This window comes from Dyadobacter chenwenxiniae (assembly GCF_022869785.1).
Classification (GTDB): Bacteria; Bacteroidota; Bacteroidia; order Cytophagales; family Spirosomataceae; genus Dyadobacter; species Dyadobacter chenwenxiniae.
The window spans coordinates 1,364,686-1,378,033 of the sequence record NZ_CP094997.1; the positions used below are offsets into that span (position 1 = coordinate 1,364,686).

12 protein-coding genes are annotated in these 13,348 nt (G+C 45.9%); 10 read left to right on the top strand and 2 right to left on the bottom strand.

The annotated features are described in order from the left end of the window. Positions 1-106: 106 nt before the first annotated feature. Together MUK70_RS05545 and MUK70_RS05550 are read left to right on the top strand one after the other, a co-directional pair. Positions 107-1,372 carry a TolB family protein gene (locus tag MUK70_RS05545; RefSeq protein WP_234658267.1) on the top strand — a complete coding sequence of 422 codons (1,266 nt, stop codon included), beginning with the start codon at positions 107-109 and terminating at the stop codon, positions 1,370-1,372. A 36-nt stretch (positions 1,373-1,408) separates the two neighbouring features. Continuing rightward, on the top strand, positions 1,409-2,551 hold the full coding sequence (locus MUK70_RS05550) for a DUF4249 domain-containing protein (RefSeq protein WP_234658266.1): 1,143 nt from the start codon (positions 1,409-1,411) through the stop codon (positions 2,549-2,551). 41 nt (positions 2,552-2,592) lie between these two features. On the opposite strand, the gene MUK70_RS05555 is transcribed toward MUK70_RS05550, so the two are convergent. Then, positions 2,593-2,955: a DUF4180 domain-containing protein gene (locus MUK70_RS05555; protein ID WP_234658264.1), complete on the bottom strand. Its 363-nt coding sequence runs from the start codon at positions 2,953-2,955 to the stop codon at positions 2,593-2,595. A gap of 221 nt (positions 2,956-3,176) precedes the next feature. Here MUK70_RS05555 and MUK70_RS05560 point away from each other — a divergent pair, with 221 nt between their 5' ends. Together MUK70_RS05560 and MUK70_RS05565 are read left to right on the top strand one after the other, a co-directional pair. Continuing rightward, complete coding sequence (locus MUK70_RS05560; protein ID WP_234658262.1) at positions 3,177-4,289, top strand: AI-2E family transporter; 1,113 nt, start codon at positions 3,177-3,179, stop codon at positions 4,287-4,289. 49 nt (positions 4,290-4,338) lie between these two features. Beyond that, a complete protein-coding gene (locus MUK70_RS05565; RefSeq protein WP_234658261.1) occupies positions 4,339-5,025 on the top strand; it encodes a hypothetical protein in 687 nt (228 codons plus the stop codon). 47 nt (positions 5,026-5,072) lie between these two features. On the opposite strand, the gene MUK70_RS05570 is transcribed toward MUK70_RS05565, so the two are convergent. Then, positions 5,073-6,059: a GlxA family transcriptional regulator gene (locus MUK70_RS05570; RefSeq protein WP_234658260.1), complete on the bottom strand. Its 987-nt coding sequence runs from the start codon at positions 6,057-6,059 to the stop codon at positions 5,073-5,075. 155 nt (positions 6,060-6,214) lie between these two features. On the opposite strand from MUK70_RS05570, the gene MUK70_RS05575 reads away from it, so the two are divergent. The 6 genes from MUK70_RS05575 to MUK70_RS05600 all read left to right on the top strand — a co-directional run bounded on the left by MUK70_RS05575 (position 6,215) and on the right by MUK70_RS05600 (position 13,315). After that, positions 6,215-6,703, top strand: coding sequence for an SRPBCC family protein (locus tag MUK70_RS05575; RefSeq protein WP_234658259.1), 489 nt, complete (start codon positions 6,215-6,217; stop codon positions 6,701-6,703). 10 nt (positions 6,704-6,713) lie between these two features. Continuing rightward, on the top strand, positions 6,714-7,142 hold the full coding sequence (locus MUK70_RS05580) for an SRPBCC family protein (RefSeq protein WP_234658258.1): 429 nt from the start codon (positions 6,714-6,716) through the stop codon (positions 7,140-7,142). A 167-nt stretch (positions 7,143-7,309) separates the two neighbouring features. Next, entirely contained in the window at positions 7,310-9,730 is a 2,421-nt protein-coding gene (locus MUK70_RS05585) for a TonB-dependent receptor (protein WP_234658257.1), read from the top strand. Between the two features lie 144 nt (positions 9,731-9,874). Continuing rightward, a complete protein-coding gene (locus tag MUK70_RS05590) occupies positions 9,875-10,861 on the top strand; it encodes an erythromycin esterase family protein (protein WP_234658256.1) in 987 nt (328 codons plus the stop codon). Between the two features lie 166 nt (positions 10,862-11,027). Further along, the gene (locus tag MUK70_RS05595) at positions 11,028-12,764 is read left to right on the top strand and encodes a T9SS type A sorting domain-containing protein (RefSeq protein WP_234658255.1); all 1,737 of its coding nucleotides are present in this window, start codon (positions 11,028-11,030) and stop codon (positions 12,762-12,764) included. Between the two features lie 77 nt (positions 12,765-12,841). Continuing rightward, positions 12,842-13,315, top strand: a complete 474-nt coding sequence (locus MUK70_RS05600; protein WP_234604428.1) for a hypothetical protein — start codon at positions 12,842-12,844, stop codon at positions 13,313-13,315. Positions 13,316-13,348: the final 33 nt, after the last annotated feature.

The window sequence follows — 13,348 nt, forward strand, 5'->3', positions numbered from 1 at the left end:
GGGCAGTCAGGTAAGTTCCCGGCGAATGCAAGGAGATCATTGGTGTCCCAACCTTTTGGAAAAGATCAGTGTCTTTTGAAGAACCTGAACATGTAACCGTCTGCTTATGAAACGTTTCCTTTTCTTCCTCGTTTCACTCTCTTTCTGGGTCGCTTGCAAAGAAGAAGCGGTGGATCCATCCGTGCGCGTGAGGCCGGTTCGTTTGAAAATCGTGGTAAAAGACGGGGTTTATAAGCTTAACTGGGAGGAAATTCGGTTTATCTGCATTACATCGCCCTGTCCCGGCGATGCGGACGTGGAAGCCGAAGCGTATGAAGTGCATATCGCCACTGAGGAGCTGGGAGAATTCCAAATCTTTCGGACGCTCAGCGCTGACCAGAAATCGGTTGACGTTCCATTGGTCGGTCGGAAAGAGCAATTGGTGGCGCGCATTGTTTCAAAAGTCAAAGGCGCACCACCCGTGAATTCCAATACAGTGATGGCGACAAATGGTTCTCTGTCCCAATCGGCACATTATCCTGGATTTGGTGATTCGGAGTATGTGATCGGGGGAGATGTGACGCCGGATGGAAAGCGGGCCAGCTATAACGAGTTGATCCAGGAAAAGCCAGGCGAATATACTGCGCGGCTTTATTGGGCTGAATTGGAAAACGAACGCCCCGTTACTGCAAAACTGGCAGACAGGCTGGGCGGCATAGCCCAATTCTCAACAGATGGAAAGCAGCTTGCCTATATTTCCGGAACGGGAAATGAAATAAGCATTTACAATATCGCATCCGGACAAAAGAGAACAATTCCGGTTGGAAATGCTGGCGGAATATATGGCCTGGACTGGTCGCCCGATGGAAAGTGGCTTGCCTTTACGACTGTTTCCGACGTTGAGACTCGTTTGTGGAAAATCGCTGCATCGGGCGGTTCGCCGGTTCCCCTCACGCCACCTATGCCTGTTCGCGAGGCTAATTACATTCGGCAGACTGATATCAGCTGGTCGCCCGACGGGCAGTCTATTGCCGCGTCGCGCATTCGTAGTGAGGCTGGCCAAAAACTATGGCGGGTTGCGGTTTCGCTTTATTCCCCCGAAGGAAGCGGTGAGATTAAATATTTTGAAACACAACCTGGCTGGATTGATACAAATCCGACATTTTCTCCGGACGGAAAACAACTGGCTTTTCTCAGCACAAGAACTGACTCATCGGCAATGTCTTACAGTCTTTGGGTGCGCAATGTAGCAACTGGTAAGGCGCGTCGTATTGAACTTTTGCCGGACCTGATCCCGTCGGTGGATTATGTGCCGCGCTGGGTGGGGAATGAAAGGCTGATCTTCATGGCTACGCAACGAGGAAAAAAGGGCTACTTTTCTGTATTCCTTTAAGGGTTAGACTGATTTGAAAACGAACTGGATTTGCTCATGAAATTATTCTTAAAGCGGATTTTCAACCTCAAATATTTAATCGCATTACTTCTTATTCCCGAAGGCTGTATTGTCCCTTTTTCGCCACCGGAAGTGAGCCTGGACGAGCAATATTTGGTTGTGGATGGATTTTTCAATGTGGGCGGCAACGATAGCAGCCGCATTGAGCTGCGGAGGACTCAAAATGTAAATCAGACAGACCAGCCTTTAATCGAAACCGGGGCAGCCATTGCCGTTGAAGCAGAAAAAGGACGGACATATACATTTGTTGAGTCCGGGGCAGGCACTTACTTTCTGCCGCCCGGTTCTTACGATATGCAGGATAAATACCGGATCAGAATCAAAACAGCAAACGGGCAGGAATATCTGTCGGATTTTGTAACAGTAAGCCGGACACCTGCCATTGATAGTCTCGCTTACAAACTGGATAATGTTCAAAACGCAATGATATTTTACGTCAATGCGCATGACGAGCAGAACAAAACGCAGTTTTATCGCTGGAAGTTTGAGGAAACCTGGGAATATGAATCGACCTATTCTTCGGCTTTGGAAGTTGTGGACAGCCAGGTTGTTTCGAGAAAGGAGAACATTACCAAATGCTGGCAAAACAAAAAAAGCGGCAGTATTTTGCTGGGCAGCACCGTCCGGCTCAGCAATGACATCATTAAGGACCTTCCGCTCAATACAGTCCCTGTTTCAACGAACAAGCTTTTCAGAAAATACAGCATTCTGGTAACACAATACGGCCTGTCACGCGCGGCCTTTGAATACTGGACCGAACTTTCAAAATCCACGCAACTGACCGGAAGTCTTTTTGACCCGCAGCCAGCCCAGGTCACGGGAAATATCAAGAACATTGCTGATCCCAAGAGTTTGGTTTTCGGTTATTTCAGCGCTTCAACAGAAGAAACCAGGCGCATCACCATCTCGCCGAACCTCGGCATCTTTCCCAGATGCACCGAGCCGGACACCATCCCCGTCCAATGCAGCGGATTCCCCGACGACCCATGCGCATTTAATACACAGAAATTATTGCTGACTTACTGGGGGCCCAGGTCCGATTCCGTACTGGTAGCATCGCCCGATTGTGCGGACTGCCGCACATCAGGAGGGACGACCAGAAAGCCATCGTTTTGGTAAAGGGCAACACAAAGAATGTGGGCGTTTGCCTTAAAAGGATATTAATCAAGCGAAAAACGCGCAATTGCCTCTTCCGGAGAAGTCAGAAAATTCACATGTTTTCTGTTATTACTTTCAAAAATGAAGTCCCTGAGACTTTTGCTTGTATAGATTGTAAAGTCTCCGATAATTGCTAAACGAATGCGATAGTTGGAAAACTTCTGTAAAATTTCGCCTGCTATACCACTTTTCAGGTCAAAGAAGGCAGGCGTAAGGTTATGCTGGTAAATGATGATCCTATCGAAACCCTGATAGTATAAATCTCCCATCAGATCTTTCCCATCCTCGATATTGTGGATGATAAGATCTGGTGAAATCACTTCCGCGATCCTGATTTTGTTTATGAGGTGTTCCTTAATTTCCATTTTAAAAAATCCTTTGCGCCAAAAGTTGATGATGGCGGCGAATTAAGCTATTTTATCCAGTCTTTGCAAAAGCCGTGTGGGATTGGGCAGTTCCCCTGAACTGTGTCGTGTCGTCCAGTCAAGGTTACTAATGTTTATCTGGCAGACCGGACAGGAGATATAGCCCGGGCCATTTTGTCAGGCATGATTATGTTATGATTCACATATCTCTATTCATTACTATGATCCGTTCTTTACCTTTCTATGCACGCCTCGCTTATGTTTTGGTAAGCATTATTTCACTTGTGTACATTGCCATCATTGGGCAAACCTTGCTGGCACCGCTTATTTTTGCGTTCCTGTTTGCACTTTTACTGCTTCCCTTTGCAGGGTTTCTTGAATATCGACTGAAATTTCCAAGAGCATTGTCATCCATGGTGGCGGTGCTCAGCCTGACCGCCGCAATTGCAGCCATTTTTACCATTCTAGGGTCGCAGTTAACCGCGCTGGCGAAGGACTGGCCGGCTTTTAAACAACAACTACTGGCCACCACAACAAGCTTACAGCGGTGGATAGAGCTTACTTTTCATGTCGATAATGAAGAGCAGATGAGCTATATCAATGAGTCGGCTACCAAAGCTGTGGATACCGGAACTTCTATTCTAGGGCACACATTGCTTTCGGTTTCATCGATTTTACTTTCGCTGTTGTTTATATTTTTATACACTTTTTTCATGCTGATGCACAGGAGGTTACTGCTGCGGTTCACGGTTTCCCTATTTGATCAGCAGCATAGCATGATCGTATATGATATCATTAGCCAGGTGCAATACATTGTTAAAAAATACATTGTCGGGCTGTTTTTGCAGCTTTTACTGGTAACCGGACTGTCATGCGCAGCCTTTTGGGCCATTGGTGTAAAATACGGTTTGCTATTGGGGCTGATTTCCGGGATACTGAATGTGATCCCTTATCTGGGTATATTCACTGCATTATCATTGGCAAGTCTGGTAACTTTTGCGACCGCCGGCACCAGTCAGGTTGTTTTTGTCCTGGTTTCTATTGTGGTGATCCACTTGATCGATAGCAACTACATTATGCCCAAAATTGTAGGTTCAAAAGTGAAAATTAACACATTCATTGCCCTGATCGGATTGGTTCTCGGCGAAATGATCTGGGGAATCACGGGTATGTTCCTGTCCATTCCGGTGATAGCCATCTTCAAAGTAATTTTCGATCGGGTAGAGGGCCTTAACCCCTGGGGGATTTTGCTGGGAGAGGATGATAGTCACCCCGCTACAAAACCTGCCATTGAGGAGATTGCAGAAGACGAGCAGAATATGGGTAAGAAATAGAGTTGAATACCGAATTAAATAGTTTTTTTTCAAATATAAATAGCGCTAAATGAGTCAGTTCAAAATAAATATTTTGTCTTTCGAGCAAATTAAGGAGTTGCCGGGATCCTGGGAAAAGAATGATCTTGTGAATTTGTTGAATGCCATGGACTATGACAATCCCACGGAAATCAAGGATTCCGAGTTGAAGGAAATGTGTATGATGTCTTTGACAGACTATGAGCCCGAAGAAGCGGCTAAAATCGTTTTGGATTATACAATTGCCGGCCGTCTGACGGAAGGGCAGATCGAAAATCTATCACATGAAATACTGACCGAAAAGCTTTGGGAGGAATACCCGGAACTGCCTTTGCATCCGGATCTCTATCGATCGACGCAATTGTTATATGATGCCTTCAATGGCAAATTTCCACGGGCCGAAGCGGTTCAGTTCACCATTGAGATCAATGGCGATGTCACCATTTTTGAAGAAAACCCGGAAGCGCCCATCGTACGATTGCTCGCTGCCGGAATGTCGGACCGAAGCCTGATCCACCGCCTGTTTTCCGATCAGCTAGCAGGGGATCTTTTTGCAGAGGCCAGGGATATTCTTTGGCAGTTAAAAAAAGTTTCTGGTGGCGAAAACTCGGTAACCTACGAAATCGTCAGTTCCGCTTACTGGCTGGATGAAATTAAGTATGCCGATAGTTACGACGCCGAATCCCACGCGGATGTAATTCCGAATGAGGAGGAATAAGCCTGTATTTCAGAGGGTGGGGGCAGCTCCACCCTCCACATTCAATGCTACGCCAAACGCTTATTGTATCGCTCCCGGTATTCCAGTGGCGACATGCCCGTAATTTTTCTGAAAACTTCCCTGAACGCTTTCAGATCGGAGTAGCCTATCTCGTACATGACTTCGTTGATGGTTTTCCGCGAATTTTCGAAAGAACGTTTGGCGACTTCAATTTTTACCCTCTGGGCATATTCGAGCGGGGTGTTACCGGTTGCTTTCAGAAATCTGCGGTCGAAATTGCGTCGGCCGATAGAGAATTTCGACGAAAGTTCTTCCACCGATATCTTTTCATCAATCTTGCTTTCAATGTACTGCTGGGCTTGCTTTATTTCCTGATCGTCGTGCTGTTTCTGGCCGCTGAAAATCGTGAAAATCGATTGAAACTCCCTGTCGATCTCTATCTGAAACAGTTTTGAGCAATAAATGGCGGTGGGCCTGTCGTAAAACTTCTCGATAAGGTGAATGAGCAGGTTCAGAAAGGAGTAAGCGCCTCCATTGGTATAAATCCCTGCTTCATCCGTTATCGTGCGATGCGACTGTAACTTTACATGCGGAAACAAGACACTGAATGTATTCACGGCAGACCAGTGTGTTGAGCACGTTTTGCCGTTGAGCAATCCGGCCGAGGCAAGCATAAATGCCCCGGTACACATTGAAGCGAGCTCCGCCCCATTTTTGTATTGCTGCTGCATCCAGTCTACCATGGCAATGTTACCCGATAGCGCCGTCTCAAAATCCCTGGCCAGGGAAGGGACAATAATGAGGTCTGTTTTTTCCAGACTGTTAATGTGTGTATGCGGCCGGATGCTCACCATTCCTTTGTTAAAGTCGGCGTGATCAGAAACCCCGACAATCTGAATCTCGTATAAAGGTTTGTGGCCGTTCTTTACCCAGTAAGCGTTGGCTTCCGAGAATATCTCGTAGGAGCCTACAATGCACGCAACGCTGGATAAATTGCTCTGGCCGTCCGGTGCGATAATGGCAATGTGCTTCATATGATTTTTTATACAATGTTAGGCAATCAAATTGTCCTAAACAACCCGCCATAATGTCTTTATCCCCCTCTGATAAAGTCCTTTTGCGACAATACATTTGCATAAATACTAAGGAACATTGTTGTAAAACTATTAACCATCTAACTTAAAGCAGAATGGAAAATCAAGATTTTAGCACCAGTTTTCTGGTGGCCAAATCAGCAGGCGAAGCTTACAAGGCGATTGTTGATCCCCGTGCGTGGTGGTCTGAGGAAATCGAGGGCACCACAGACGAGATCAATGCGGAATGGAGCTATCATTACAAGGATCTCCATCGGTGTAAAATGAAGGTTGTTGAGCTTATTCCGGACAAAAGGGTTGCCTGGCTCGTTACTGAAAATTATTTTAATTTCGTCCAGGACCAGAACGAATGGATCGGAACGAGGGTTATTCTAGACATTTCAGAAGAAGGAGATCAAACCCGTGTACGTTTCACCCATGAAGGACTGATCCCGAAATACGAATGCTACGAAATTTGTAGTAATGCATGGAGTGGCTATGTGAACAACAGCCTGCGTCAGCTCATTGAAACAGGCACCGGCATGCCGAACAGGGGACAAGAGATAACAAGCCACGAACAAATCGGAACGGAATCAAACCAGTAAAAAAACAGCCATGAAAAATCAGGATTTCACAACAAGTATTATTGTAGATCAAAAACCGTCCGACGTTTATAATGCCATTCTGAACGTTCGCGGTTGGTGGTCCGGGTTATACGGAGAATCATTCGAGGGAAGCTCGGAAAAGATCAGTGACGAGTTTAGCTTTCTTGCAGGCGGCGGTTTGCATTACAGCAAACAGAAATTAGTGGAGCTGGAACAGGACAAAAAAGTGGTCTGGCTTGTCATTGAAAGCAATCTCACGTTCCTGGAAAACGCCAATGAATGGCAAGGGACCAGGATCAGTTTTGAACTTTATCCGGAAGGAGAAAAAACAAAAGTCGTGTTTACCCATATCGGCTTGGTTCCCGAATTTGAATGTTATGACTCCTGCGCTCCTGCATGGAAAGGTTACGTGGAGGACCAACGGCTAAATCTTGGTTAGTCGTACCAGGTTGTTTCTTGCCGGCCTGTAAGCCCATTGTATGCCACTGGACTTGTGCATGCAATGGGTTTTTTTGTTTTATTATATTTTTTGAATCGTTTGGAAGTGTTCAGTCAGCAAAATACATTTGCACGTCTATCTATTTGTAATTTGTCTAAATAAGTTTAATGAAACTTCTTCTATCAATTGTAATATCATTATTTGCATCGGCCCAATGCCTCGCACAGGCGGGCAAACTGAGCGGCACGGTCCTGGATAACACCAAAAATGGTTTGCCCGGCGTCAATATTCTTATTGTGAACACCAGCATCGGCACGCAGACTAACGAGAACGGCTTCTTCGAAATACCTAATCTGAATGATGGCAATTATGTGCTGTCGATTTCTTCTGTGGGTTTCAAAACCAAAGAATTGCCTTTTACGATCACTCAAAATGAGGTTGATTTGAAAAATGTCATACTCTACGCCGGTGATGAAATATTACGGGAAGTGGTGGTTGAAGGGGAGCGGGAGAACAAATTTTCGAGAAGTAAGACGGCTTATGTTTCCAAATTGCCGCTCAGGGATTTTGAGAATACACAGGTTTACAGCACCATCACCAATTATTTACTCAAATCCCAGATTGTTACCAACTTTGACGATGCCCTGAAAAATGCAACAGGTGTCGAAAACTTATGGACATCCACCGGCCGCGGGGGAGACGGAGCAGGTTACTTTTCGCTTCGCGGCTTTTCGGTCCAGCCCAAACTGGTGAATGGACTGCCGGGGCTGACGAACGGAACGATCAACCCGGCAAATATCGAGCGCATTGAAGTTTTGAAAGGGCCTTCGGCAACATTGTTCGGAAACGCGGTCAGCTCCTATGGTGGGCTTATTAATGTAGTAACCAAAAAACCCTACGTGGGAACCGGTGGCGAGCTTTCATTTACAACCGGCTCTTACGGACTGAACCAGATCACAGGTGACTTCAACACAGCTTTGAGCAAAGAAAAAAACCTGTATTTCAGGCTTAATACTTCCTATGCAACGGAACGGAGCTTCCAGGATGCTGGTTTCAGAAAGTCATTCTTTGTAGCGCCTTCGCTTTCTTATAAAGTGAACAATAACCTGTCGTTTTCTTTTTACGGAGAGATCACACAGGCCGAACAGACCAACCCCATGTTCCTTTTCCTGAACAGAAGCGCTCCTACGCAATCAAAAAACCTGAAAGAACTGGGATATAACAACAAGCTTTCATTCACCAGCAATGATTTAACATTACAAAACCCGACACAGAACTACCGTGTGGAAATGGATTACAAGTTATCCGACGAATGGCAGTCCCAAACGCTGATTTCAAAAAGCGCTACATCGACAAAGGGCTATTATTCGTATTTGTTTGACTTCGGAGTTCTGGGAAATGATACATATTCACGGTTTTTGAACAAACAAAATGAATACACCGGAACGTCCGATATCCAGCAGAACTTTATTGGCGATTTCAACCTGGGTGCTATGAGAAACCGGGTTGTGATTGGTCTGGATTATTTTTCTGCCATTGCTACCAGTAACGGAACGGGTTATGCCTTTTATGGCAATGTCACGCCGGAAGGTGGCGCGAACGGGGACGATCCGTTTACTCCCAAAGTGGAAACCAGGGAATATCCGCTTTCCACAGCAGCTGTGGACGCTGTTTTGGCATTGCAACCGGTTTCCAATACGAAGTCGAAATACAACATTTACAGCGCTTATGCATCAGATGTTTTGAATCTTACCAAGAGCTTATCCGTGATGGTTGGCCTACGCCTGGATCATTTTGATAATGTAGGCAGTGTCGTTACTTCGGAGGATGACTACAACCAAACCACATTGTCGCCCAAATTCGGGATTCTTTATCAGCCCGTTGCGGACAAAGTTTCTGTTTTTGCCAATTACCAGAATGGTTTCACCAATGTAGCGCCGTCGCTGGTTGGAAATCCGGAAGATGGCCCGCAAACCATCAAGACGTTCAGACCTGAGCAGGCGAATCAGTTAGAATTTGGCATCAAAACGAACATCATCAAAAACAAGCTGAATGCGACGATCAGTTACTACGATATCCAGGTAAAGGACCAGGTGATCACCGATCCGGCTTCACCTTTCAACAAGATCCAGGGCGGCGAAATTTACAGTAAAGGTTTTGAAATAGAATTAAATGCAAATCCGGTCAATGGCCTGAATGTAAGGGCCGGTTACAGTAATAACGACAGCAAAACAACGAAATCCGATAACACCGAAATTCTTGACAGGCGACCTCTCGACGCGGGCTCAAAGCACCTGTATAATGCCTGGGCAAACTATGAGGTGCCCGGCGGAAAATTGAAAGGCTTCGGCATAGGGGCAGGGGTGAACGGCGCGAGTGAAAGATTTGCGATCAACTACGCTTCGACTGGAAATTTCTTGCTTCCGGCTTATACGGTAGCCAATGCATCGCTATCCTATCAGGGCGAAAACTATCGCATCGCGGTTAAGCTGAATAATGCATTCAACAAAGAATACTACAAAGGCTGGTCTACCATCGCTCCGCAAACGCCGCGCGCTTTGCTTGCCAACATTACGTACAATTTTTAGATCACTTTTTTTAATTACAAATGACCCATTGGCTTGGCCGAACATTTGTTCGGCCAAGCTTTTTTTCTGGACATTCAGTATATTTATAAGCTTTTTTTCTTTATATGTAAATTAATTTTATATATAGTTAAAAAAGAGACATTTATGAATCAATTTTTCGCTGCAAGTACATTCAGGGCGATTCTCCAAATTATTGTTCTTTCCTTTTTTCAGGCTATGCCTTTCCTGACATTTGCGCAGGATAACGCCGTTGATTGGCTGAACAAAAATGCACGGGAACTGACTACGGACTCATTATCAGCTGATCATGAGCTTTCCTTTTTGTCGGAAGAGATCAAGAACAAAACGATCGTCGGACTGGGAGAAGCTTCGCACGGAACCCAGGAATTTTATTTTCAAAAACGAAGAATAATAAAATATCTGGTCAGCCGGGAAAATTTCAGGATCATCGCATTTGAGTCGCCGGTTAATTACATCGAACCCGTCAACCGATACGTTCAGACCGGGCAAGGGAATCTGAAAGATATCCTGGGAACCATGGCATTATACAATACGAGCGAGATTTTTAAGCTCTTTGAATGGTTGAAAATGTACAATGAAACCCAATCCGGAAATGACAAGGTTAAGGTGGTCGGATTTGATGACGAAGGATATTGGAGCGACCCGTTCACCAGGGACGAATTTATGGCCGGGGATTTTATAAAAGCGCAGGATGGCACGAAGCAAAAAAGCATTCTTTGGTCGCATAATCTGCATCTGGCAAAAGATACAACCATGGCACAATACAAAGCAATGGGCTGTCACCTCAAGAAACATTATGGTGCGGATTACTACGCAGTGGGATTCGACACATATAGCGGCAGCGTAAGCGTTCTCAACAATGGCCAATTCGAAAGCCACGATTTCCAGGGCAAGGAAAATACGCTTTCGGCCACATTCAGCAAAGTGAAATTTCCCGCATTCTTCATCGACTTCCGGGAAGTCCCTAAACCGATGATTAACACAGCGAACACCATCACAAACCTGCTTTCCAATTGGCAGGAACCAAAACCGCTGCCCATCATTCCGGGCCTGGATTTCGACGCAATGATTTTTATCAGGAACACAACGGCGTCCCGGATGAACGAATGAACCCGCAGCAGGCCGTAATACTGCAGAATTTTTATTGAAGCTTTCGCACTGTGAAATGCAACACTGCGTCATCCGGAAAGTGTCTGTAATGTGACTGGAATATAGCAAGTTTTAACTGCATTATTCCAGCTGTATCCAACACATTCACTGTTTAAACCTGATGACCATGAAACACTTTTTTTACCTTACTTTTTTATTTTTAATCTCCCTAAACGGGTATGCAGAAGACCGTGTAAATCCGACCCTTACCACTGTAACCGCTCGCCAGGAATTATTCCAGCAATGCATTGAGGCAGAAAGCCAGCCCGGAAATGGGCCTATCACCAGCGATCCCAATGCTTCTAATGGACAAACGAGAGGGAGTAAGGATAATTACGACCATTACGTGGACTATGCAGTAAATGGTGTTAAGGCCACCGGAACGCATCAGGTAAAAGTTCGTTATTATGCCAGCGGTGCAGCGCAGGCAGCTATTGCTGTGAATGGAAATGTGGCGATTCCTTCTGCTAACTTCCCTGCTACTCATTCCTGGAACATTGTTTGGCGTGAGGAAACATTTAATGTAATGCTGAACCAAGGTAATAACGTGCTCAGGATTCAGGGTTTGCCTGGCAGGAGCATTCGTCAGGACCAGATCTGCGTAACAGGCGGGGGAGGCCAGGGGCCGGTTTGTGATTTTAACATCGCACCAACCACAAACCAGCCGATTTATGAGCGGGAAAAACCCATGACGCTGAGCGCCAATTGTACAGGCGGAGATTGCGCAACCGTAACGTACACCTGGACAGGAAATGGCATTACGGCCTCTGGGGAGACGGTTAACCTGACATCTCCATCCGTTGTCGGTAACTATGCTTATACGCTAACGGCCTCCAAACCGGGCTGCCCCGATCAAGTGAGCACTGTGGCAGTGAATGTGGATTGGGCGCTTGCACCATGCCGCTACTACTTTTATCCTTCGCTGCAGGATAATAATCCCACCTGTAACTCTTCCATACTCATTTATGCGCATTGCCCGGAGTATGACTGTGACAATGTAACTTATACATGGAACGGGCCCGGTGCTAACAACCAGGTGGGGCAAGCCATTAATTTGATCACACCGGATGCCATTGGGTCTTACAATTACGTCGTTACTGCGTCCAAACCGGGCTGTGAAACCCGGACGGTAAACTACACACTCAATATAAGAAACTGCACCCCACCGGCGAACGAAGACTTTGATGCCTGCCTGGAATCGGAAAACCAGAACGGATCAGCTCCTGTGAGCTATGACCCTAACGCTTCCGGCAGTCAGGCAAGAGGTGACAAAGACAATTATAACAACTATGTGGATTATGCAGTTGAGGGCGTTCCCGTCGACGGCTTATACGAATTCAAATTACGCTATGCTGCTAGTTCGGGCCCGAGCATTTCAGTGCGTGTGAACGATACTTATGTGATATTTTCTAAAAGCCTTCCTGCCACCCACAGCTGGAACATCGTGTTCCGTGAGGAAATTCTAATGCTCACATTGAAAGCGGGCAGCAACGTGGTGCGGATACAGGGAGAACCCGGCGCAAGTATCAGACAGGACAAGGTTTGTATATCAAACGTCAACACAAACACTGCGAGAATGGGCGCTCCGGAAACTGGCTATATGCCCAGCGGGATAAAAGATACGCCCAATGTGTTCCCTAACCCCGCTCCCGGAGAATTCAACGCGAAATTCAATCTGACGGATGACGAAGGTAAAATCACTGTTACGGACGTGCGCGGTAATATTTGGTATGATGTTAAAGTAAAGGGCAAAGGGGCACATGACGAAAAAGTGAGAATGAAAAACGCGCCTGCGGGGATTTATTTCATGAAGATCAGGAATGGCGACAAGACCACATTGAAAAAAGTGTTGATTACGCGGTAATAGTGATGAACATTGCGGATAGCAGGAGCTTTGGAACAATTTTTAATGAATATTGAGTAAACAACTACATTAAAAATATGAAACCAGAAATCAGAAGCCTGGCGGGCGGATTGGCCGGCGCCATTGTCCTCAATATCATTCACGAAGCAGCCAAGCGATTTTCGGATAAAGCACCCCGCATAGATAAAGTCGGGGAGGAAGCATTAACCAAATCCTTGCATGCGGTAGGTGCGTCGGCACCAACAGGTAATGCCCTTTTCGGTACAACATTAGCAGCTGATCTGGCGAGTAATGCCATGTATTATGCCATGATAGGAAAAGGTTCCAAGGAGACATTAATGTTGCGTGGCGCTGGTTATGGCCTTTTTGCAGGTTTGGGCGCAATAGGACTTACCCAGAAACTCGGGCTAAGCGATAAGCCAGTTACTAAAACAACAGAAACCAAAGTCATGACCGTTGCCTGGTATTTACTGGGCGGACTTGCCGCTGCATTTGTAATGCAAAAAGTGGGAGAGTATGAAGAGTCTACGGGTAAGGTCCTGTCTTTTTAAGGTTTACCCTACTGTTTGACACATTAAAAAAGG

Bases quoted from the DNA above. Each gene is read 5' to 3' on its own strand.
- MUK70_RS05570 (WP_234658260.1), bottom strand. From the start codon at position 6,059: ATGAAGCACATTGCCATTATCGCACCGGACGGCCAGAGCAATTTATCC.
- MUK70_RS05575 (WP_234658259.1), top strand. From the start codon at position 6,215: ATGGAAAATCAAGATTTTAGCACCAGTTTTCTGGTGGCCAAATCAGCA.
- MUK70_RS05600 (WP_234604428.1), top strand. From the start codon at position 12,842: ATGAAACCAGAAATCAGAAGCCTGGCGGGCGGATTGGCCGGCGCCATT.
- MUK70_RS05555 (WP_234658264.1), bottom strand. From the start codon at position 2,955: ATGGAAATTAAGGAACACCTCATAAACAAAATCAGGATCGCGGAAGTG.
- MUK70_RS05585 (WP_234658257.1), top strand. From the start codon at position 7,310: ATGAAACTTCTTCTATCAATTGTAATATCATTATTTGCATCGGCCCAA.
- MUK70_RS05550 (WP_234658266.1), top strand. From the start codon at position 1,409: ATGAAATTATTCTTAAAGCGGATTTTCAACCTCAAATATTTAATCGCA.
- MUK70_RS05565 (WP_234658261.1), top strand. From the start codon at position 4,339: ATGAGTCAGTTCAAAATAAATATTTTGTCTTTCGAGCAAATTAAGGAG.
- MUK70_RS05580 (WP_234658258.1), top strand. From the start codon at position 6,714: ATGAAAAATCAGGATTTCACAACAAGTATTATTGTAGATCAAAAACCG.
- MUK70_RS05595 (WP_234658255.1), top strand. From the start codon at position 11,028: ATGAAACACTTTTTTTACCTTACTTTTTTATTTTTAATCTCCCTAAAC.
- MUK70_RS05545 (WP_234658267.1), top strand. From the start codon at position 107: ATGAAACGTTTCCTTTTCTTCCTCGTTTCACTCTCTTTCTGGGTCGCT.
- MUK70_RS05560 (WP_234658262.1), top strand. From the start codon at position 3,177: ATGATCCGTTCTTTACCTTTCTATGCACGCCTCGCTTATGTTTTGGTA.
- MUK70_RS05590 (WP_234658256.1), top strand. From the start codon at position 9,875: ATGAATCAATTTTTCGCTGCAAGTACATTCAGGGCGATTCTCCAAATT.